Annotated in this window: 20 protein-coding genes and 3 tRNA genes; 10 read left to right on the top strand and 13 right to left on the bottom strand. The window is 51.8% G+C overall.

Features of this window, described 5'->3' with window-relative positions; genetic code table 11:
* Positions 1 to 119: 119 nt before the first annotated feature.
* From B9Z32_RS08050 to folC, 9 genes are all read right to left on the bottom strand, one after another.
* Positions 120 to 196 (bottom strand) — tRNA-Asp (locus B9Z32_RS08050).
* 58 nt (positions 197 to 254) lie between these two features.
* Positions 255 to 330 (bottom strand) — tRNA-Glu (locus B9Z32_RS08045).
* Between the two features lie 56 nt (positions 331 to 386).
* Positions 387 to 462 (bottom strand) — tRNA-Ala (locus B9Z32_RS08040).
* Positions 463 to 531: 69 nt separating this feature from the next.
* Complete coding sequence (gene gltX, locus B9Z32_RS08035) at positions 532 to 1929, bottom strand: glutamate--tRNA ligase (RefSeq protein WP_108420718.1); 1398 nt, start codon at positions 1927 to 1929, stop codon at positions 532 to 534.
* Between the two features lie 12 nt (positions 1930 to 1941).
* Complete coding sequence (locus B9Z32_RS08030) at positions 1942 to 3153, bottom strand: O-succinylhomoserine sulfhydrylase (protein ID WP_108420717.1); 1212 nt, start codon at positions 3151 to 3153, stop codon at positions 1942 to 1944.
* A 42-nt stretch (positions 3154 to 3195) separates the two neighbouring features.
* Positions 3196 to 4716, bottom strand: coding sequence for an amidophosphoribosyltransferase (gene purF, locus B9Z32_RS08025; RefSeq protein WP_108420716.1), 1521 nt, complete (start codon positions 4714 to 4716; stop codon positions 3196 to 3198).
* 12 nt (positions 4717 to 4728) lie between these two features.
* Positions 4729 to 5217 (bottom strand): CvpA family protein, encoded by a 489-nt coding sequence (locus B9Z32_RS08020; protein ID WP_108420715.1) that lies wholly within the window; start codon positions 5215 to 5217, stop codon positions 4729 to 4731.
* A gap of 13 nt (positions 5218 to 5230) precedes the next feature.
* Complete coding sequence (locus tag B9Z32_RS08015; RefSeq protein WP_108420714.1) at positions 5231 to 5995, bottom strand: SPOR domain-containing protein; 765 nt, start codon at positions 5993 to 5995, stop codon at positions 5231 to 5233.
* A gap of 11 nt (positions 5996 to 6006) precedes the next feature.
* On the bottom strand, positions 6007 to 7296 hold the full coding sequence (gene folC / locus B9Z32_RS08010; RefSeq protein ID WP_108420713.1) for a bifunctional tetrahydrofolate synthase/dihydrofolate synthase: 1290 nt from the start codon (positions 7294 to 7296) through the stop codon (positions 6007 to 6009).
* Positions 7297 to 7337: 41 nt separating this feature from the next.
* Here folC and B9Z32_RS08005 point away from each other — a divergent pair, with 41 nt between their 5' ends.
* The 4 genes from B9Z32_RS08005 (at position 7338) to argG (ending at position 10263) form a co-directional block, all read left to right on the top strand.
* A complete protein-coding gene (locus B9Z32_RS08005; RefSeq protein WP_108420712.1) occupies positions 7338 to 7706 on the top strand; it encodes an arsenate reductase in 369 nt (122 codons plus the stop codon).
* An 81-nt stretch (positions 7707 to 7787) separates the two neighbouring features.
* On the top strand, positions 7788 to 8495 hold the full coding sequence (locus tag B9Z32_RS08000) for a glycine zipper 2TM domain-containing protein (protein WP_108420711.1): 708 nt from the start codon (positions 7788 to 7790) through the stop codon (positions 8493 to 8495).
* Between the two features lie 92 nt (positions 8496 to 8587).
* The gene (locus B9Z32_RS07995) at positions 8588 to 8905 is read left to right on the top strand and encodes a pyrimidine/purine nucleoside phosphorylase (protein ID WP_108420710.1); all 318 of its coding nucleotides are present in this window, start codon (positions 8588 to 8590) and stop codon (positions 8903 to 8905) included.
* A 26-nt stretch (positions 8906 to 8931) separates the two neighbouring features.
* Positions 8932 to 10263, top strand: a complete 1332-nt coding sequence (gene argG, locus B9Z32_RS07990; protein ID WP_108420709.1) for an argininosuccinate synthase — start codon at positions 8932 to 8934, stop codon at positions 10261 to 10263.
* 3 nt (positions 10264 to 10266) lie between these two features.
* On the opposite strand, the gene murB is transcribed toward argG, so the two are convergent.
* The gene (murB, locus tag B9Z32_RS07985) at positions 10267 to 11307 is read right to left on the bottom strand and encodes a UDP-N-acetylmuramate dehydrogenase (protein WP_108421082.1); all 1041 of its coding nucleotides are present in this window, start codon (positions 11305 to 11307) and stop codon (positions 10267 to 10269) included.
* 40 nt (positions 11308 to 11347) lie between these two features.
* Between murB and B9Z32_RS07980 the strand changes: the two genes are divergently transcribed.
* Positions 11348 to 11833: a YajQ family cyclic di-GMP-binding protein gene (locus tag B9Z32_RS07980; protein WP_108420708.1), complete on the top strand. Its 486-nt coding sequence runs from the start codon at positions 11348 to 11350 to the stop codon at positions 11831 to 11833.
* Positions 11834 to 11881: 48 nt separating this feature from the next.
* On the opposite strand, the gene plsY is transcribed toward B9Z32_RS07980, so the two are convergent.
* Genes plsY through B9Z32_RS07965 form a run of 3 tightly spaced genes read right to left on the bottom strand, consistent with a single transcriptional unit; the run spans position 11882 to position 15413 of the window.
* Positions 11882 to 12517, bottom strand: coding sequence for a glycerol-3-phosphate 1-O-acyltransferase PlsY (gene plsY, locus B9Z32_RS07975; RefSeq protein ID WP_369909734.1), 636 nt, complete (start codon positions 12515 to 12517; stop codon positions 11882 to 11884).
* 52 nt (positions 12518 to 12569) lie between these two features.
* Entirely contained in the window at positions 12570 to 13631 is a 1062-nt protein-coding gene (locus B9Z32_RS07970) for an aldo/keto reductase (protein WP_108420706.1), read from the bottom strand.
* Positions 13632 to 13655: 24 nt separating this feature from the next.
* Complete coding sequence (locus tag B9Z32_RS07965) at positions 13656 to 15413, bottom strand: acyl-CoA synthetase (RefSeq protein ID WP_108420705.1); 1758 nt, start codon at positions 15411 to 15413, stop codon at positions 13656 to 13658.
* Positions 15414 to 15439: 26 nt separating this feature from the next.
* Here B9Z32_RS07965 and B9Z32_RS07960 point away from each other — a divergent pair, with 26 nt between their 5' ends.
* From B9Z32_RS07960 to B9Z32_RS07940, 5 genes are all read left to right on the top strand, one after another.
* Positions 15440 to 16354 carry an alpha/beta fold hydrolase gene (locus B9Z32_RS07960; protein ID WP_108420704.1) on the top strand — a complete coding sequence of 305 codons (915 nt, stop codon included), beginning with the start codon at positions 15440 to 15442 and terminating at the stop codon, positions 16352 to 16354.
* Positions 16355 to 16421: 67 nt separating this feature from the next.
* A protein-coding gene (gene prfB, locus B9Z32_RS07955; RefSeq protein ID WP_108420703.1) for a peptide chain release factor 2 occupies positions 16422 to 17526 on the top strand; the annotation gives its coding sequence in 2 pieces (ribosomal slippage) (positions 16422 to 16502 and positions 16504 to 17526; 1104 coding nt in all).
* A gap of 50 nt (positions 17527 to 17576) precedes the next feature.
* Positions 17577 to 20297, top strand: coding sequence for an aminopeptidase N (gene pepN / locus B9Z32_RS07950; RefSeq protein ID WP_108420702.1), 2721 nt, complete (start codon positions 17577 to 17579; stop codon positions 20295 to 20297).
* Positions 20298 to 20311: 14 nt separating this feature from the next.
* On the top strand, positions 20312 to 21319 hold the full coding sequence (locus B9Z32_RS07945; RefSeq protein WP_108420701.1) for a class 1 fructose-bisphosphatase: 1008 nt from the start codon (positions 20312 to 20314) through the stop codon (positions 21317 to 21319).
* Entirely contained in the window at positions 21316 to 21876 is a 561-nt protein-coding gene (locus tag B9Z32_RS07940) for a lipocalin family protein (protein ID WP_108420700.1), read from the top strand. The genes B9Z32_RS07945 and B9Z32_RS07940 overlap by 4 nt, the downstream gene beginning before the upstream one ends.
* Positions 21877 to 21887: the final 11 nt, after the last annotated feature.

The following is a 21887-nucleotide window of genomic DNA, read 5'->3' as shown; positions in this document are numbered from 1 at the left end:
ACAGGAGCATTCATTGTCAAGCAAACTGGGCTGGCGGCTACTACTTTTGCTTTCATGAGCACATAAAGTGATTGCAGAAATGAAAAACGCGCCCGAAGGCGCGTTTCTACATGCTTTTTTGGCGGAGTGGACGGGACTCGAACCCGCGACCCCCGGCGTGACAGGCCGGTATTCTAACCAACTGAACTACCACTCCTGGTAGCTTGAAGCTTTTGTACTGTTGAACTAGCAACAGCACCAAGTGCAACAAAACTTGGCGACCCTACGGGGATTCGAACCCCGGTACTCACCGTGAAAGGGTGATGTCCTAGGCCTCTAGACGATAGGGTCATAACCTGGACTGTTATGAAATGCTTCGCAAGCAAATCAAAACATTTTCGACACTTTGGTGGAGGTAAGCGGGATCGAACCGCTGACCTCTTGCATGCCATGCAAGCGCTCTCCCAGCTGAGCTATACCCCCCTTGGCAACTTTGTGAAGCCTTGGAAGGCAACCCTCGTTGGTGTCGAGATATGGATTATAGACAGGTTTTCAAGCGTTTTTCAAGCGTTCTAAAACTTTTTGCTTCTCACAAAGTGCAAGTACCGCGTCGAGCGAAGGGGTCTGAGCCGTACCCATCACCAGAACCCGAACGGGCATGGCCAACTGCGGCATCTTCAAACCTTGTGCCGTTAAAACCTCTTTGATCACCGACGAAATAGCAGCCTTGTCCCAGTCACATACCGAGAGTTTTTCAACCAGCAGCGCCAATGCCGGCTTAACTGCGTCGGTCACATGTTGGGCTTTTTCATCGGCTTTGGGCGTTACATCGCCATAGAAAACGGCCACCCAATCGGCCAACACGCACAGGGTGTCGCATCGGTCTTTGAACAGTCCGCAGATGGCTGGCAAACGGTCGTCTGAGGCAATGCCTCGTTGGCTCAAGATGTCTTTGACCCAAAGCGCCAGCTGCGAATCGTCAGAGACCTTCAAATGTTGGGCGTTCACCCAGCGCAGTTTGGCATCGTCAAACTGCGCAGCACTTCGGCCCAAATGGTCGAGGTCAAACCAATCTAAAAACTGCTGACGACTAAAAATTTCATCATCGCCGTGGCTCCAGCCCAAGCGCGCCAAGTAGTTCACCATGGCATCAGGCAAATAGCCTTCATCACGGTACTGCGTGACGGGCTTGGCGCCATTGCGCTTGCTCAATTTCTCGCCCTGCTCGTTGAGCACGGTAGGAAGGTGCGCGTACACAGGCACTTCGTGCCCCAAGGCCTTGAAAATATTGATTTGACGCGGTGTGTTGTTCACATGGTCGTCGCCGCGAATGACATGGGTAATGGCCATGTCGATGTCATCCACCACCACGCAGAAGTTGTAAGTGGGTGTGCCGTCAGGTCTTGCAATGACCAAGTCGTCTAGCTCTTGGTTGCTAATTTCAATGCGGCCCTTCACTTTGTCGTCCCAAGCCACCACACCGTCCAGCGGATTTTTAAATCGCAACACAGGCTTCACGCCTTCTGGAATGGGCGGCAGTGTTTTGCCAGGCTCTGGCCGCCAAGTGCCGTCATAGCGCGGCTTTTCTTTGGCTGCCATTTGTTTTTCACGCAGGGCATCAAGCTCTTCAATGCTCATGTAGCAGGGATAAACCTGACCTGTGGTTTGCAGTTTGGCCAACACTTCTTTGTAGCGGTCCATGCGCTGCATTTGATAAAAAGGACCTTCATCGGGGTTCATGCCCAACCAAGCCATGCCCTCCAAAATCACATCCACAGACGCCTGATTCGACCGCTCTAAATCGGTATCTTCAATGCGCAAAATAAAAGTGCCGCCTTGTGACTTGGCAAAGGCCCAAGGGTACAAAGCAGATCGAATGTTGCCCAAGTGGATGAATCCAGTGGGGGATGGTGCAAATCGTGTGCGAACTTGTTTTTGAATAGAAGACATTTGTAATTCGAATTAGAGTGCCTGAAAACCACGCAAGAAATCAGCTTTCAAGTCTTCCAGATTTTCAAGGCCTACCGCCACACGGATCAAGCTTTGCTGAATACCCGCCACTTGACGCTGCGCTTCCGTAAGGCGGCCGTGGGAGGTGCTGGCCGGGTGAGCCACAAGAGTTTTGACATCACCTAAGTTGGTACACAAAGAAACTGTGCGCATGGCGTTCATCACTTTGAATGCATTTTCGCGGCCCTGTTCTGCCGACTGGGCTTTGACTTCAAAAGAGAACACCGCGCCACCCATGCCCGATTGTTGCAGCATGGCCAGTTCATGTTGAGGATGACTTTTGAGGCCGGGGTAATAAACACGCGCCACAGGGCCTTGCGCTTCTAGCCACTCCGCCAAGGCCAAGGCTTGTTCAGATTGGGCTTTCATGCGAATGCCCAAAGTTTCCAAACCTTTTAAAACCACCCATGCATTGAAAGGCGCCAATGTCATGCCTGCGCTTCTCATGACGGGGCCAAACACATCGTCAATCAATGCCTTGGAGCCGCACAAGGCGCCTGCCATCACGCGGCCTTGGCCATCTAGATATTTGGTGCCTGAGTGCACGATCAAATCTGCGCCCATGGCAATGGGTCGCTGCAAAATAGGCGTTGCAAAACAATTGTCCACCACCAGCAATGCATTGCCTGCATGGGCAATGTCGGCCAGTGCTTTGATGTCACACACTTCCGTTAAGGGGTTGGTCGGTGTTTCAGCAAACAACAATCGGGTGTTGGGCCGCATGGCCGCTTGCCACTCAGACACTTGGGTTTGCGACACAAAAGTAGATTGCACACCAAACTTGGCAAACTCACTGCCAATCAATTTGATGGTGGAGCCAAACATCGAGTGGGAGCAAATGACATGGTCACCACTTTTGAGCAAGCCCAAGCACATGAGCAAAATGGCCGACATGCCGGTGGAAGTGGCAATGCAAGCCTCTGAGCCTTCAAGGGCTGCCAAGCGCGCCTCCATGCTGGCCACTGTGGGATTGCCAAGACGAGCGTAGGTGTAGCCCTCCTCCTCACCAGCAAAACGCCGTGCGGCTGTTTCTGCGTCGGGCTGAACATAGCCACTGGTAAGGTACAAGGCCTCAGAATTTTCTCCGTACTGGCTGCGGTCAACTGCCGCCCTCACCGCCAGGGTGTCAATGTGCAAGTTGTCGGGCAATGGATGCTGGCTCATATGGATCTCAAATTCTTTTCACGAATATTTTTCCGATGGTGCTCAAGATGCATTCGGCAGTGCCAAACGCGAGAGGTCAGATTCGGCCTCTGAGTCATCTTGTTGGGAGGGTCGGTTTTCATTCAAGCGCACAATGTCTTCAGCAGACAAATCGCCGGTGACATAAACGCCGTCAAAACAAGACGCGTCGAAACCTTGAACCTTTGGAAAACCTGGCAAAACAGCATTGGCAACGGCCAATTTCATGGCATCAACATCTTGGTAAATGAGCGCATCGCAGTCAATGATTTGGCGAATCTCATCCACCGATCGGTTGTGCGCCACCAACTCATCTTTGGTGGGCATGTCAATGCCATACACATTGGGATAACGCACAGGCGGCGCAGCACTGGCCATGTAAACCTTGCGTGCACCCGCTTCTCGCGCCATCTGCACAATTTCACGGCTGGTGGTGCCTCGCACAATGGAGTCGTCCACCAACAGCACATTGCGACCTTTGAACTCGCTGGCAATGACGTTGAGTTTTTGCCTGACCGATTTCTTGCGAACAGCCTGTCCCGGCATGATGAAGGTCCTGCCCACATAGCGGTTTTTCACAAACCCTTCACGGTACGGCAATCCCAACAATTGCGCCAATTGCGCAGCACTTGGGCGGCTTGATTCAGGGATAGGAATGACCACGTCAATGTCACTTGGGGGAACGGTTGAAATGACCCGCTTGGCCAATGTTTCACCCAAGTTCAAACGCGCCTGGTATACAGAGATACCGTCCAAAGTAGAGTCTGGTCTAGCCAAATAGACGTATTCAAAAATGCAAGGATTCAATTGCGGTTGGTCTGCACATTGCTGACTGTGAAGTTGCGTTTGCATGTCGATGAACACCGCCTCACCTGGCGCCACATTGCGCTCAAACTGATGCAGAGTTCCTTCTAGCGCCACCGATTCACTGGCCAGCATGTAGGTGCCGTCCTTGGCTTTGCCAATGCACAATGGCCTGATACCAAAGGGATCTCTGAAGGCCAGCAATCCATGACCCGCAATGAGGGCGATGACTGCATAAGAGCCTTTCACACGGCGATGCACACCTTGCACGGCTTTGAAAACATCGGCGGGAGTTAAAGGCAAACCGCGTGTGGTTTTTTCCAACTCGTGGGCCAGCACATTGAGCAAAACTTCAGAGTCACTCTCTGTGTTGATATGGCGATGGTCGGTCGAAAAAAGCTCAGCCTTCAAGGCTTTGGCATTGGTCAAGTTGCCGTTGTGAACCAGTACCAAGCCAAACGGTGCATTGACATAAAAAGGCTGCGCCTCTTCTTCGCTGAAGGCATTGCCTGCAGTGGGGTAGCGCACTTGCCCCAAGCCACAGTTGCCCGGCAAAGAGCGCATGTTGCGCGTTCTAAAAACATCTTTCACCATGCCTTTGGCTTTGTGCATGTGAAACTTGCGGTCGAGTTGTGTGACGATGCCCGCAGCATCTTGCCCACGATGCTGCAGGAGCAACAGCGCGTCATAGATCAGCTGATTCACCGGTGCGTTGCTTGCAACGCCAACAATTCCACACATAAGTTAGTCCAGTCAGTTGGGCAAGAAAGCCCCAAATTTTTCAGGCAACATCGGTTTCAAGCCCTTGAGCAAGGTCATGAGCATGGGTGCGCCCTTGGACTCAAGCCACCAATCGCTCTCTTGCAAAGCCGTCATGTGCACCACAACGCTCAAGGCCAGCAACAAAATCAGACCTCGAAACAATCCAAAGACAGCGCCCAGAATTCGGTCAACAGGCCTGAGCCCCACCACAGAAATGATTTTTTTCATGAGCGTAGAAATGAGGCCCGCCGCAAAAACACTCACTACAAAAACCAACACAAATGCAGCGGCAAACTTAAGTGTTTCGCTTGAACTCTGCATAGGCAATTTTTCTGCAACATCGGGGGCAAACCACTGCGCCAGCAAAAATGCAGCAATCCAGCCTATGACAGACAGTACTTCGTAGACCAAGCCTCGCCATACGCCCAACAATAGGGATGCTGCAAGCACGGCCAGAAGAATCCAATCGGTGGAAGCCATGTGTTTGACCTCCTTAAAGTTTTAACACCGAAGTCTGCAAATTCAGTTTCCGAATTTTTTCAGCTGTTTTTTCAGCTTCTTCCTTAGACGGGAAAGGACCTACTCGAACGCGAATTCGTTTGCCGTCTTTGGTTTCTACTTCCTGGGTATAGGTTTTAAAGCCCGCACTTTCAAGCTTGGCACGCACTTCCCTGGCCTTGGCCAATTCAGCATACGCGCCCACTTGAACCACAGAACGAACTGGCTGTTCTGACTTAGGCGCTTCTTTGCCATCCGGCTTGGGATCTGTTTTCACCTCGGGCTTGGCTTCAACTTTGAGCTCAGGTTTGGGCTCAGGTTTGGGCTCAGATTTAGGCTCAGATTTGGGCTCAGGTTTGGTGGTCTTGGAAACCACTTCCTCGTTAGGATCAAGTCCTGCCGGATTGGCAACTGCACTTTTTGCAACAGTTGCAGTTTCGGGAGGTGCTGGTTCTGCCTGTACCGGCGTTGGCTCTTTGACCGTGCCTGTTTTAGGGGCCACTGCTGCCGTTAAGGGCGCCACCTGATTTCGATCGGGAATCACGATAGGTGTATCGATGGCCACAGGTCTGGGTTGGCTGTCAAACAACAGCGGCAATCCAACCACTGCGCCCAAAACCAAGACCACAGAGCCCATGAGCCTGTGGCGAGCACGCTTGCGAATAACCTCGACACTTTCTGCGGGGGTGTTGGATAACGCATCGGCGCCAGTGGGGCCCGATGAAAGTCGTCCAGGAAGTCGTAGCTTGAAGAATGCCATGAGGTGGAGTCTCAATTACTCAGGTGTTTGGCATGCAATTTGGGAATGCCATTGTGCAAAATGCCGCCCACCGTATAGAACGAACCAAAGACCAAGATTCTATCAGCGGGTCTTGCTTCTGTAATGGCTGCTTCGAGGGCTTTTTGAGGCGAGATGTGCTGGCTGGTTTTCACGTCTTGGCGTGTATTCATCTGCCGCCAAGCGTCTTCCAGTTGGGCTGCCGTAGACGCCCTGGGCAATGGCAGATCTGTGAAATACCACGCATCAACCATTGGCAGAATTTTTTGAAGCATGCTGGCAAGGTCTTTGTCGGCCATGGCCCCAAATACCGCGTGGGTGCAAGGGTAGAAACCCATCGCATCCAAATTGGCCGCCAAAGCCGCCACAGAATGCGGGTTGTGCGCTACATCAAGGACCAACACCGGCTCGCCCGGCACAATTTGAAACCGGCCCGTTAATTCCACCATGGCCAAGCCATTGCGAATGGCCTGCGCTGTGACTGGCAATTGGGGTCGCATGATCTCCAAAGCTGCCAAAACACCAGAGGCATTGAGCAATTGGTTGGCCCCCCTGAGCGCGGGATAGGCCAGACCACTGTAGCGGCGCCCCCGGCCGGCCCAAGACCACTGCAAGGGATCGCCTGAAAAGTTGAAGTCGCGGCCCATCAACCAAAGGTCTGAGCCCAGGTCCTTGGCGTGCTGAATGATGGAATTGGGGGGAACTGGGTCGCTCAAAACAACCGACTTGCCTGAGCGAACAATGCCAGCTTTTTCAAAACCGATGGTTTCACGGTCGTTCCCCAAAAGAGCTGTGTGATCTAGGTCGATGCTGGTGATGATGGCGCAATCGGCATCAACCAAGTTGACGGCGTCTAGGCGGCCGCCCAAACCGACTTCTAAAATGGCCACATCCAAATTAGCGTCTGCCATCATTTTTAAAATGGCCAAGGTGCTAAATTCAAAATAAGTGAGGGATATCTCCCCTCTGGCTTTTTCAACCTGCTCAAAAGCATTTGCAAACACAGCAGCAGATGGCGACTCCCCTTGCAAGCGACAGCGCTCTTCAAAGTGCACCAAATGGGGCGATGTGTAGACCCCTGTTTTGTAACCAGCCTGCAAATAAATGGCCTCCAGCATGGCGCAGGTTGAGCCTTTGCCGTTGGTGCCCGCCACGGTAATCACAGGCACTTTGAGGGCCAATTGCAGCTTTTGGGCAACTAGGCGGACCCGGTCCAAACCCATGTCAATGGCATGGGGATGCAAGCTCTCGCAATGTGCGAGCCATTCACTCAATGTTTTCATAAGGATAAGATTGTCGCTGAGTCCAGCTCTTTCAATGACAAATGATGAAATACACCTTGATCACTGTTTATGGTATTCCCAATTGCGATACGGTTAAAAAAGCACGTACTTGGCTGAGCGAGCAAGGCATCGAGCATGTTTTCCATGATTTCAAAAAACAAGGCTTGCCTGAAAAAAATCTTGATTCTTGGCTAAAAGAGGCAGGCTGGGAGGCAGTTTTAAACCGGAAAGGCACCAGTTGGCGCAAACTCAGCCCAGAAGAACAGCTTAGCGTGATCGATGCGGCTACGGCTCGGCCTTTTCTCTTGGCCAATTCCAGCCTGGTCAAACGGCCCGTTATTGAGTGGCAATCCAGCAAAGGCATTGAAATCACAATAGGCTTTCAACCAAATCAGTGGCTGCTGCGTTAAGTATTTAAGTAGGCTTTCAAATTTTGTTGAATCTAAACTCTAAAATCTGGCCATTGTTTTGTTTTATCGGAATTGAACACCATGACAAACTCAGTCTTTAACCGTGCACTAACTTCCACGCTCTCCGGCGGTTTGTTGGCTGGACTCGCTGTTTGCCTGCCCGCGCAAGCCCAAGAAATTGGCAATGTCATTAGCCGCACCCCTGTTTACCAACAAGTTTCTGTGCCTCGCCAAGTTTGCACCCAAACGCAAATCACTGTGCCAGGTCAGACTTCTGGTGCTGGAGCGGCAATGGGCGCTATCGCTGGTGGCGCAATTGGCAATGCCATTGGCAAAGGCGAAGGCCGAGCTTTGGCCACCATGATTGGGGTGATTGGCGGCGCCATTGCTGGCGAAAAGGTTGAAGGACCTCAAGCAGCCCAAACCCAAACTCAACAAACCTGCACCACCCAGCAAGTCTTCGAAAACCGCCTTATGGGTTACAACGTGGTCTATGAGTTTGCTGGCAAACAGTACAACGTGCAATTGCCCAAAGACCCAGGCCCTACTATCAAGTTGCAAGTCACACCCATCAGTGCGGCCCCCTTGGAAGTGCCCGGCTCTGAAGCCACAGTCATGGCAGAAACTTCCAATTTACCCATCGTGCCGCACCAAATTTTCACCGCATCACCCCAAGTGGTTCGTGTGTTTTCTCCCTATTTCCGTCCCAATATTTACTCACCCTACCCTGTGTTCACGCACGTTAACTTGGACATTGGGGCGGCACCCCGTCATCGCCACTGGCGTTAAAAAAGGGCCTGCAATGGCCTAAAATCATGGGTTTTGTGCCAAGTCTATAAGCCGCCCCTGTGTGGCCACGACACCCTACCCTTGATTTCTCTATGACCACCGAAAAAATCGACAATATTTCCGTCACCACCCAAGCCAACGTGTACTTTGACGGCAAGTGCGTCAGCCACAACATCACTTTCGCGGATGGCACCAAGAAATCAGTGGGCGTGGTACTGCCCTCCACCCTCACTTTCAACACAGGCGCGCCCGAGGTGATGGAGTGCGTGGGCGGTTCTTGCGAGTACAAACTCAAGGGAAGCTCAGAGTGGCTTGTGTCAAAAGCCGGCGAAAAATTCAACGTGCCTGGCCAATCCAGTTTTGAAATTCGCGTCACCGAGCCGTATCACTACATCTGCCATTTCGGTTGATCCCCTTCGCATCTGAAAGAACTTCCATGGCTACCATCCTTCAACACATTCCTGCAGGCCAAAAAGTTGGCATCGCTTTCTCTGGTGGCTTAGACACCAGTGCCGCTTTGTTGTGGATGCGCCAAAAAGGCGCTGTGCCTTACGCCTACACCGCCAATTTGGGTCAACCCGACGAGCCAGACTACGAAGAAATTCCTCGCAAAGCCAAGGAATACGGTGCAGAACTGGCTCGACTGATTGACTGCCGCAAACAATTGGCCCACGAAGGCATTGCTGCTTTGCAGTGCGGTGCTTTCCACATTTCCACAGCGGGTGTAACTTACTTCAACACCACCCCCATTGGCCGCGCCGTTACTGGCACCATGTTGGTGGCTGCTATGAAAGAAGACGACGTCAACATCTGGGGCGACGGTAGCACCTTCAAGGGCAATGACATTGAGCGCTTTTACCGCTATGGTTTGCTCACCAACCCTTCTCTCAAAATTTACAAGCCCTGGTTAGACCAGTTGTTCATTGACGAATTGGGTGGCCGCGCCGAAATGTCGGCGTTCATGACGCAACACGGTTTTGGCTACAAGATGTCGGCCGAAAAAGCCTACTCTACTGACTCCAACATGTTGGGTGCCACCCACGAAGCCAAAGACCTGGAGCACCTGAGCAGCGGCATGAAAATTGTGCAGCCCATCATGGGCGTGCCCTTCTGGCGTGAAGACTGTGTGATCAAACACGAAGAAGTGACGGTGCGCTTTGAAGAAGGCCAACCCGTGGCTTTGAATGGCGTGAGTTTTTCCGATCCTGTTGAACTCATTTTGGAAGCCAATCGCATTGGCGGTCGTCATGGTTTGGGCATGAGCGATCAAATTGAAAACCGCATCATTGAAGCCAAGAGCCGCGGTATTTACGAAGCGCCTGGTTTGGCTTTGTTGTTCATTGCTTACGAGCGCTTGCTTACCGGCATTCACAACGAAGACACCATTGAGCAGTACCGCGACAATGGCCGCAAGCTAGGCCGCTTGTTGTACCAAGGCCGTTGGTTTGACTCACAAGCTTTGATGCTGCGTGAAACAGCCCAGCGTTGGGTGGCACGCGCCATCACAGGCGAGGTCACCATTGAACTGCGCCGTGGCAACGACTACTCCATTTTGAACACCACCTCGCCCAACCTCACGTACCACCCCGAGCGTTTGACCATGGAAAAGGGCGAGTCTATGTTCACACCGCTCGACCGCATCGGTCAACTTACCATGCGCAACTTGGACATCGTGGACACACGTGCCAAATTGGGCATCTATGCACAAACAGGTTTGTTGTCTTTGGGCGAAGGCGCCGAAATGCTCAAGCTTGAAGGTGGCAAATAAGTTTTAAATCACGACCGGTTCGGGTTCCAAGCGAATGCCGAACCGCTCGTACACGCTGGTTTGAATGGCTTTGGCCAGCGTGACCACTTCACCGCCCGTTGCGCCACCTCGGTTGACCAACACCAAGGCTTGTTTTTCATACACAGCCGCATTGCCCACACTCTTGCCCTTCCAACCACAGGCATCGATTAACCAGCCAGCGGCCAGTTTAATGCTGCCATCGGGCATGGGGTAATGAACCACCTTAGGGTCACGCGCAATGATGTCGGCACATTGCTCTGGGGAGACCGTGGGGTTTTTAAAGAAGCTCCCCGCATTGCCTAAAACTTTGGGATCGGGCAATTTGTGACGACGGATGGCACACACCCAATCGTAAATTTGCTGTGCTGTGGGATGGGCAATGCCGGTCTCGGTCATTTTTCTTTCCAAATCCAAATAACCCAACACAGGCTTCCATTTTTTGGGCAGATGAAAGCGCACACGCAAAATCAAAGCTCGCCCCGCCAAACCAATGCCATTGGGCCCGCTGCTGGTGTGCTTGAAAACTGAGTCTCGATAGCCAAAGGCACATTGCGCGGCATTCAAACTGAACACTTGGCCAGTGACCAGATCTAGGGCATCGAGAGAATCAAAGCGGTCTTGCAGCTCTACCCCATAAGCACCAATGTTTTGCACTGGCGAGGCGCCCACCGAGCCTGGAATCAAAGCCAAGTTTTCCAATCCGGGCCACCCTTGGTCTAAGGTCCACGTGACCAACTCATGCCAGTCCTCGCCTGCACCCGCCTCCACAATCCAAGCTTTGTCTGTCTCGGACACCAAGCGCTTGCCCAAAATCTCCATTTTGAGGACGAGAGGTCTCACGTCGCCCGTCAAGACTATGTTGCTGCCACCGCCCAAAATACAGTGCCCCTCTGGGTGGTTTTTTAGGGTCTGCTGAGCCTCTACAGCCTCTGCCACAGAGCCAATTCGCAGCAAAGAATAGGCCTTGGCCACAATGCCAAAGCTGTTGTACGACTGAAGGGCTACGTTTTGGGTCACGTTCATGGGAGAATTGTCGCATTCTCTGACTTGATTGTGAAAATCCATGCCATCTTTTGACACCGTTTGCGAACCCAACCTGGTTGAAGTAAAAAATGCGGTCGACACCACCGCCAAAGAAATTGCCACGCGCTTTGACTTCAAAGGCACGTCGGCAGCCATTGAATTGAAAGACAAAGAAATTACTTTGTTTGGCGATGCCGATTTTCAACTCACCCAAATTGACGAAGTCTTGCTCAACAAGCTGGCCAAGCGAAGTGTGGATGTGCGCTTCCTAGACAAAGGCGACGTGCAAAAAATGGGCGGCGACAAAGTCAAGCAAGTCTTGAAAGTGCGCAATGGCATTGCCACTGAAGACGGCAAAAAAATTCAGAAAGTACTGAAGGAAAGCAAGCTCAAAGTTCAAGCTTCAATTCAAGGCGATGCTGTGCGCGTGACAGGTGCCAAGCGCGACGACTTGCAAGCGGCCATGGCCCTGCTGCGCAAAGACATCACCGATATTCCAATCAGCTTCAACAACTTTCGTGATTAAAAAAAGCGCCCAAGGGCGCTTTTTTTTACGGCCCGTCTAACCCGTGCCTTAACTTTTTTTAGCGCCCAATTTAGATTCAGTGCCCGCCAGCAAGCGGTTGATATTGTCGCGGTGCCGCCAAACCAACAAGATGCCCATCACACACAACATGCCAAAGATGGGACCATTGAAACTCCACCACAGCACGTCAGATGCCAGCGCGTAGTAAACTGGCGCTAAAAGTGCTGCCAAAAGTGCCGCCAAAGAAGAGTATCTGAAGAACCAGGCAACACCGATCCAGGTGAGGGCAATGGCCAAGCCCAACACGGGAGACACACCCATTAAGACGCCCAAGGCCGTTGCAACACCTTTGCCACCTTCAAATTTGAAAAAGATGGGATAAAGATGGCCCAAAAAAGCAGCCAAGCCAGCCGCGGCAGCTACACCTTCGGTCAGGCCCCAAGCCCCACCCTGCTGCAAGATCAAAAACACAGGAATCCAACCCTTCACAGCGTCGAAAAGCAAAGTCAAAACGGCGGCTTTTTTATTGCCTGAGCGCAAAACATTGGTAGCGCCTGGGTTTTTACTGCCGTAGGAACGGGGATCTGACAGACCCATGAACTTGCTGACAATGACGGCAAAACTCAAGGAGCCAAGCAGATAAGAAACAAGCACCACCGAAATAGGGTGCAAGAGGAGATTCAATGAATTTTCAGGCATTGGGAAATTAAAAAAGACGAAGCACTGAAGCTAGAAATCAGGTTGCAGGATCGCGATGGACCAAACGAATGGCATCAATGGCAGCCAAAACTTCAGCAGACAAAGTGGTGTCCCAAGCTTTGACGTTCTCTTCAAGCTGCGCCACCGAAGTGACACCGATGATGGTGCTGGCCACACACCAACGTTTGTAGCAAAAAGCAAGTGCCATTTGGGTGGGGCTCATGCCATTGTCGCGGGCTAGTTGGTTGTAAAGTTTGGCTGCGGTCAATGAGCTCTCACGACCCCAACGTTGCTTGCGCACAGACTCGTACTTGCCAATGCGCGCATTGGCCGGTGCGCCATCACCTTCAAAGCCAGTTTGATCGTACTTGCCAGTTAAAGCGCCAAAGGCCAAAGGTGAGTAAGCCAACAAAGACACCTGCAAGCGATGACAGCTTTCGTCCATGGCGTTGTCAAAAGTTCGGTTGGTCAAGCAGTATGGGTTTTGAACAGTGCTAACGCGCGGCAAACCATGCTGCTCAGCCAAACGAATGAATTCGTGAATGCCATAAGGCGATTCATTGGACAGGCCAATGTGGCGAACCTTGCCAGCCTTGACCAACTGGCCCAAGGCCTCCAACTGTTCGTGAATGCTGGTCTCGATTTTGTCTTTGCTGGGATCGAAATACATCATGCCAAACACAGGCACATGGCGCTCAGGCCAATGAATTTGATACAGATCAATCACGTCTGTTTGCAAGCGCTTGAGACTGGCATCGCAAGATTTCAATATATCTTGCGATGTCAGGCCAGCGCCTTCGCGCACCCAGGGCATTCCGCGTGAAGGACCGGCAACTTTGGTGGCCAGCACCACTTTTTGGCGCGCGCCAGGGTGGCTGGCAAACCAATTTCCCAAAATAGTTTCTGTGGCCCCACAGGTTTCTGCTTTGGCAGGGACCGAATACATTTCTGCCGTATCCAAAAAGTTCAGGTCTAAATCGAGAGCACGATTGAGTATTTGATGCGCGGTTGATTCTGTCACTTGCTCACCAAAGGTCATGGTGCCCAAACAAATGGGGGTCACTTGCAGATCAGATTGACCCAATGTTATTTTTTTCATGATTTCAAAATTGAATGATCAAGTTCACAATTTGCGCAAAAGGCCAGCTCGTCGCTCCTCTTCCAAGCGCAAAAATCTTCGTTGTACTTTACCAGTAGTGGTCATGGGCAATTGGTCAATGAATTCAATTTCTTTGGGATATTCGTAAGGCGCGAGCAAACCTCTCACGTGCTGCTGTAAATCTTCAATCACTTTCTGGTCAAAGCTGTTGGCGTTTTTTGACACAGCTTTTTGCGATAAAAACTCTGGCGACATCACCACATAGGCCTTCACCAAGGCACCCCGATCAGGATCTGGCTTGGGCACGACTGCCGCGTTCACCACAGCTGGATGTTTGATCAAGCAGTTTTCTATTTCGCCCGGCCCAATTCGATACCCCGCAGCTTTGAACATGTCATCGGTTCGTCCTTGGTACCAAAGATAAGCTTCTTGATCTTGAACGGCCACGTCACCTGTTCGGCACCAATCGCCTGTGTATTTTTCGTGGGTGGCTTTGGGATTTTTCCAGTAAGCTAAAAAGAACACCGGATCGGGGTGGCCATGCCGGTCGTAGCGGTTCACTGCCACTTCGCCATGCACACCCGGTGGGCAAATTTGACCCTTCTCGTCAATAACAGCCACTTGGTGGCCAGGGTAGCCCTTGCCCATGCTACCCGGTTTTGCAGGCCAAAAAATATGGCAATTGCCCACTACATAATTGATTTCTGTTTGCCCAAACATTTCATTGACCACAACGCCCAGTTGGTCACGGCAATAAGCAAAAACGGCATCGCCCACAGCCTCACCCGCACTCATCAAGCCTTGCAAAACCAGCTTGTATCGCTTGCGCGGTTGAGCCTCTGCCTTCATCATGGCCTTCAAGGCCGTTGGAAATAAAAAACTGTGTGTGATGGCGTGTTGATGGAGTATTTCAAAAGCCATCTCTGGACTGAAGCGTCCTTGGAACGCCACAATCGGCCGCCCAAAATACAAGGCTGGCAGCAGCGCATCCATGAGGCCACCCGTCCAAGCCCAGTCGGCAGGTGACCAAAAAATGGCATCAGAACCCGAAGGCAACGAGCTGCTTGCCAACTTGGAAGTTGACTTGCTTTTCAAGGGCTCAAAGCCAAACCAATTTTGACTGCACAAGAAGCCGGTGAGGTTACCAATCATGGCCCGGTGAGGAATCAATGCGCCCTTTGGATTGCCGGTGGTGCCACTGGTGTAAATCAAAACAGCAGGGTCTTCGGCGAGTGTTTTTTCAGCCTTGAACTTGTGAGTCAATTGTTTTTCTGCATTGGGGCGCGACAGAAATTCAGGCACCTGGCACACCACTTTTAAAGCCCGGCAATCTTTGCGCAATTCAGTCAACACCGGCGCTGAAGCTTCATCACAAAGGGCCATGCTGGCACCACTGTCGTTCACCCTGAAGGCCAAAGCATCTGGCCCAAACAGCATTGACAAAGGCATGGCCACCGCGCCCATTTGCAAGACAGCCATATAGGACACAGCGGTTTCAAATCGCTGGGGCATGACAATGGCCACCCGATCGCCTTTCTTGATGCCTCGTTTTTGAAGTTCATGGCTCAATCGGTTGGCGGCGCTTTGTAAATCACGGAAGGTCCACGACTGACTGGCTTGAGGGCTTGGATGATGAGCCACAATGGCGGTGGCATTTTGGTGCTGTCGAGCGCGCGCCCAACGGCTGCAACAGACTTCAGCTATGTTGAAATGCACAGGCACATGCCAAGCAAATTGGCGGTGCACAGCCTCGTAAGCGTCGTTCGGGTGACTGACACGCATTCCCTGTCTCCTTATGATCTCGAAGTATGTACCAAGTTCAACAGCACTCTACTAGCCATTTCGTCTCTTTGCGGGGTCACCGATACCACGTCAGAGAATGGGGCAACCCACAATCCGATTTACCGCCTTTGGTTCTGGCGCATGGCTGGATGGACGTGGCCGCTTCTTGGCAATTCATGGTTGACGCCCTAACCCCCTCATTTTTACAGCACCGCCGTATTTTGGCAGCCGACTGGCGCGGCTACGGTCTTACCGAAGGACCCGCCACAGACAGCTACTGGCTACCCGACTACTTGGGCGACTTGGATGCCCTACTGCACAAGTTGTGTCCCTCCCAAAGGATCGACTTGGTGGGCCACAGCATGGGAGGCAATGTGGTCATGATGTACGCAGGTGCTCGGCCCGATCGCATTCGGCGCTTGGTCAATTTGGAGGGTTTTGGCATGGCAAGCACGCGCCCCTCCCAAGCCCCAGGCCGTTTGGGTCAATGGCTTGACGAGTTGCAAGCCTTTGACAAAGGTGAATTGAACCTCAAACCTTACCCCGACGCTGCCGCAGTTGCTCAAAGGCTGATGAAAACCAACCACCGACTGTCGCAAGACAAGGCCGACTGGTTGGCTTTGCAGTGGGCCAAACCAGACGCACAAGGCCAATGGCGAATTTTGGGCGATGCCGCTCACAAAGTGGTCAACCCTTACCTTTACCGAGTCGATGAGGTCCTGGAAATTTACAAAAGAATCAAAGCCCCTTGCTTGGTGATTGAAGCATCCGATGATTCTTTGTCACAGTGGTGGAAAGGGAAATTCACCCTTGAAGAGTTTCACGAACGGCTGAAATCGGTTGAGAATTTGAAAATAGCCACGCCTCAAGATGCCGGTCACATGCTGCACCATGACCAAGCGGAGGCCCTTGCCAAGCTATTGGAAGACTTTTTGGACTAATGAGGTTCGCAACTGACCCCTAAGCGTGAGAAAATCCCATCTTTATCAGATTCGGACACAAGCCCTCATGGAAGCAGAACACATCAATCAAATTGGCGCGAAATTGGCCGACCTGGCCGCCCGCACCGAAGATTTACGGAGGTATCTTTGACTACGATGCCAAATCAGAACGCCTAAGAACCGTTAACGCATCGCTCGAAGATCCCACGGTCTGGAACGACCCTAAAAAAGCCCAAGAGTTGGGCAAAGAAAAAAAAGCCCTCGACGGTGTGGTGGTCACACTCAACACCCTCACATCTGAGCTTTCAGACAACAGTGAGTTGTTTGACATGAGCAAAGAGGAAGGCGATGAAGCCGGCTTGCTCACCATTGAAATTGAAGCCAATAAGTTGTCTGCCATCGTAGAGCAGCTAGAGTTCCGCCGCATGTTCAACAACGAAGCCGACTCTTGCAATGCCTTCGTTGACATTCAAGCTGGGGCCGGGGGTACTGAAGCTTGTGACTGGGCCAGCATGCTGATGCGACAGTACTTAAAATATGCCGAGCGCAAAGGCTTCAAAATTACTGTTGAAGACGAATCACCGGGTGACGTGGCTGGCATCAAAGGCGCCACGCTCAAGTTTGAAGGTGATTACGCTTTTGGTTTGCTTCGCACCGAAACCGGTGTGCATCGCTTGGTACGCAAGTCACCGTTCGACTCTTCCGGCGGCCGTCACACCAGCTTTGCCAGTATTTTTGTATACCCCGAAGTGGACGACTCGATTGAGATTGACATCAATCCTTCTGACGTTCGCACCGACACCTTCCGTGCCAGCGGCGCGGGTGGACAGCACATCAACAAGACCGACTCTGCCGTGCGCCTAACGCACATTCCCACTGGCATTGTGGTGCAGTGCCAAGACGGACGCAGCCAACACAGCAACCGCGATGTGGCGTGGAAACGCCTGCGCTCACGCTTGTACGACTTTGAAATGCGCAAACGCATGGAAGCTCAGCAGAAATTGGAAGACACCAAAACCGATGTGGGTTGGGGTCACCAAATTCGCAGTTATGTGCTTGACCAAAGTCGGATCAAAGATTTACGCACCAACGTTGAAATGTCCAACACCCAAAAAGTGTTGGATGGCGACTTGGATGCTTTCATTGAAGCCTCGCTCAAACAAGGTGTCTGAAGAACTGGCATTGCCAGTTTGACAAAACCAACCCATGGAGATTTTTTGTGATGCTTGAAGGACAAACCAAAGCCATTCGCCGTGTTGAATACACAGCGCCCGCTTTTTGGATCGATACCGTCGACTTGACATTCGACTTGGACCCCACCAAAACACGAGTCCTCAACAAAATGAGGGTGCGCCGAAACCCAGATGTGGCTGCACAATCTTTGCGACTGGATGGAGAAGAGTTGAACTTGGCTCGGGTCATGGTCAACGGCGGTGGCACCTCTTTCAAAATAGACGGCAACCAACTGGTTCTGGAAAATTTACCGGAAGGCAACGATGCCTTTGATTTGGAAATTTTCACAACTTGCGACCCCTCCAAGAACACCCAGCTTTCTGGTTTGTATGTGAGCAACGACTCCTTTTTCACGCAGTGTGAAGCAGAAGGATTTCGGCGCATCACCTACTTTTTAGACCGCCCGGATGTAATGGCCAGCTACACCGTGACCTTGCGCGCCGATGCGCAAAAGTACCCTGTCCTATTGTCCAACGGCAATTTGCTGGAGCAAGGCAAACTCGAAGATGGACGCCACTTTGCCAAATGGATAGACCCCCACAAAAAGCCGTGCTATTTGTTCGCTTTGGTGGCAGGTCAATTGGTGGCCCGCGAACAGCGCATTGTGTCGCGCTCTGGCAGAGAGCATTTGTTGCAAGTGTTTGTTCGCCCCGGCGACTTAGACAAAACTGAACACGCCATGAATTCACTCATGGCCAGTGTGGCTTGGGACGAAGCACGCTTTGGCTTACCGCTCGATCTTGAGCGCTTCATGATTGTGGCCACTAGCGATTTCAACATGGGCGCCATGGAAAACAAAGGCTTGAATATTTTCAATACCAAATTTGTTCTCGCCAATCCAGCCACGGCCACAGACAATGACTTTGCCGGCATTGAAAGCGTGGTAGGTCACGAATATTTCCACAACTGGACGGGAAATCGCATCACCTGCCAAGACTGGTTCCAACTGTCTCTCAAAGAGGGTTTGACCGTATTTCGCGATCAAGAGTTCAGCCAAGACATGGCTGGCGTTCAAAGTGCGCGCGCAGTCAAACGCATTGAAGATGTACGCGTCTTGCGCACGGTTCAGTTCCCTGAAGATGCAGGCCCTATGGCTCATCCTGTCAGGCCAGACAGCTACGTTGAAATCAACAACTTCTACACCGTTACCATTTACGAAAAAGGTGCTGAAGTGGTGCGCATGATGCAAACCTTGGTCAGTGCGCCAGGCGACGAGGATGGCAAGCAAGGGTTTGCAAAAGGCATGAAGCTTTACTTTGAGCGTCATGATGGACAAGCCGTTACCTGTGACGATTTTGCGCAAGCCATCTCAGATGCCAACCCAGGCTCCCCTTTGGCTCAACTCCTTCCCCAATTCAAACGCTGGTACAGCCAAGCGGGTACGCCCAGAGTGCTGGCAGAGGGCGCCTACAACAGCGACAACAAAAGCTTCACGCTCACCTTGTCTCAGTCTTGTGCGCCAACGCCCGATCAAGCCATAAAAGAGCCGTTCGTGATTCCCGTTTCAGTGGGTCTGCTGAATGCAAGCGGTACGCCCATGGCTGTTCGCTTGCAGGGTGACACTCAGGGGCAAGCCCATCCAGAATTTAGCAAGACCTTGGTTTTGAGTGAGTCTACGCAAACTTTTGTGTTTGAAAACATAGAGTCAGTGCCAACGCCGTCACTGCTTCGAAATTTCACAGCACCAGTCAACCTGGACTGCGCACTCACGGAAGAGCAATGGCTCACACTGCTAGCCCACGACACGGATTCATTCAACCGTTGGGAAGCGGGTCAACGCTTGGCGGTTCAAGCGGCACTTCGCTTCATTCGCGGAAATCACAACCCGCAAACAGAACCGGTTTTAGGCGCAGACTACCTGGAAGCAATGAAGGCCGTTCTAAATCATCCTGATTTAGATTCAGCCTTCAAAGAGTTGGTACTCACCTTGCCCTCTGAAACCTATATCTCCGAGCAACTTGAGTCGGTCGATCCGCAACAAGTGCACGCCGTTCGAGAAGCCATGAAGCTTCAATTGGCTCAATCTTTGCAAACAGAATGGCAAACTTGCTACACGCAAAATAAAGTGACAGGCGCTTATTCTCCAGACGCCAAGTCCAGCGGCAAGAGAGCCTTGTCTGGTATGGCATTGAGCATGCTTTGCTTGGCAGCAGTGCACGACGGCACATCCATTTGGCCTGGCAAAGCCTTGCAAGCTTTCAAAGATGCCCACAATATGACAGATCGCTTCAATGCGCTCGTTGCACTGGTGGGCAGTGGTCATGAGTTGGCCGCGCAAGCCCTAGCGCAATTTCACGCCTTGTTCAAAAATGAAGCTCTTGTCATTGACAAGTGGTTTGGCTTGCAGGCCAGCACGCCAGATCGTGGTGGCAACATCCTGCCCATCGTGCGCCAGCTCATGCAGCACCCCGACTTCAACTTGCGCAACCCCAATCGCGCTCGCAGCTTGATATTCAGCTATTGCAGTGCCAACCCAGGCGGCTTCCACCGAACCGACGCAGCTGGCTACGTTTATTGGAGTGAACGCGTTATCGAACTCGATGCCATCAACCCACAAGTTGCAGCGCGCTTAGCTAGAGCCCTTGATCGCTGGAAAAAATTGGCCGAGCCCTATCGCCAAGCGGCCAAGACAGCCATTGAACGTGTGGCTGCAAAATCTGACCTCAGCAAAGACGTGCGTGAAGTTGTGACGCGCGCCTTGGCCGAATAAATCTGGAGATCAACATGACTCAAAAAGTATCGCTCTCGCGCTATTTGGTAGAACAGCAGCGAAGCAAAGGACACATTCCTGCACAACTTCGACTTTTGCTCGAAGTGGTGGCAAGGGCTTGTAAAAGCATCAGCCATGCTGTGAACAAAGGGGCCTTAGGGGGTGTACTGGGAAGTGCCGATATTGAAAATGTGCAGGGCGAAGTCCAAAAGAAACTCGACATCATTGCCAATGAAGTTTTGATCGAAGCCAACGAATGGGGCGGCCACTTGGCAGCCATGGCATCAGAAGAAATGGAATCTATTCACTTGGTTCCCAACCGATATCCACAAGGTGAATATCTTTTGTTGTTCGACCCTCTAGACGGCTCCAGCAACATTGATGTCAATGTGAGCATTGGCACCATCTTCAGCGTCCTCAAAAAACCCGAAGACAGCGATGCCATCAGCGAAAAAGATTTTCTCCAGTCTGGCGCCCAACAAGTGGCAGCAGGCTATTGTGTGTATGGCCCCCAAACCACATTGGTTCTCACGCTGGGCGATGGCGTGGCCATGTTCACTCTCGATCGCGAACAGGGATCGTTTGTGCTCACGCAAGAGAACGTGAGGGTACCCGAAGACACCAAAGAGTTTGCCATCAACATGAGCAACATGCGCCATTGGGATGCCCCTGTGAAGCGCTATGTTGACGAATGTCTGCAGGGCAAAGACGGCGTTCGTGGCAAAGATTTCAACATGCGCTGGATTGCCAGCATGGTGGCCGATGTGCATCGCATCCTCACCCGCGGCGGTATTTTCATGTACCCCTGGGACAAGCGCGAGCCCCACAAGCCAGGCAAATTGCGTTTGATGTACGAAGCCAACCCCATGAGTTGGTTGATTGAACAAGCTGGGGGTGCTTCAACCAACGGCCGCGAAAGAATTTTGGACATTCAACCCACGCAACTGCACGAACGTGTGAGTGTCATTTTGGGCTCAAAGAATGAAGTTGAGCGTGTGACTCGATATCACCTCGAAAAATGATCTTCAACGCATCATTGGCAATATGCAGAGGGTTCTTTGTTGTCCTTTGGGCAGCACTGTTTCCTTTGGCCAGTTTTGCAGAGCAGCCTGTCAAGTCCATCGCAGATCTTGATCTTTCGAGGTATATGGGAACTTGGTACGAAATCGCCAAGTTGCCCAATTGGTTTCAGCGCAAATGTGTTCAAGGCACCCAAGCTCAGTACAAAATTTTGGGGCCTCAGAAAATTGAAGTGACCAACAAGTGCACCACTGCTACGGGTGAAGAAATCAAAGCTGTGGGTGTTGCGAGACCTCACAGCAGCGGTCAAGTTGCACAATTGGAAGTCCGATTTGCACCCGATTGGACGGCTTGGCTGCCTTTGGTTTGGGGTGCCTACTGGGTGCTAGATTTAGACTCGGAATACCAACTGGCCGCGGTGGGCGACCCCACCAGATCCTACCTTTGGATTTTGTCTCGAACCCCTGCGGTTTCTGCCAGTCAATACGAGCGCCTCCTGCTGCGTTTGAAGGTGATGGGTTTTGACATCAGCAAGTTAGAAAAAACACGCCAAAATTGAAATTGCATCTC

The organism is Limnohabitans sp. MMS-10A-178 (assembly GCF_003063375.1).
In the GTDB taxonomy this organism is placed as follows: Bacteria; Pseudomonadota; Gammaproteobacteria; order Burkholderiales; family Burkholderiaceae_C; genus Limnohabitans_A.
The sequence above is the reverse complement of the archived record's forward strand: the minus strand, read 5'-3'. Positions and strand labels throughout refer to the sequence as shown.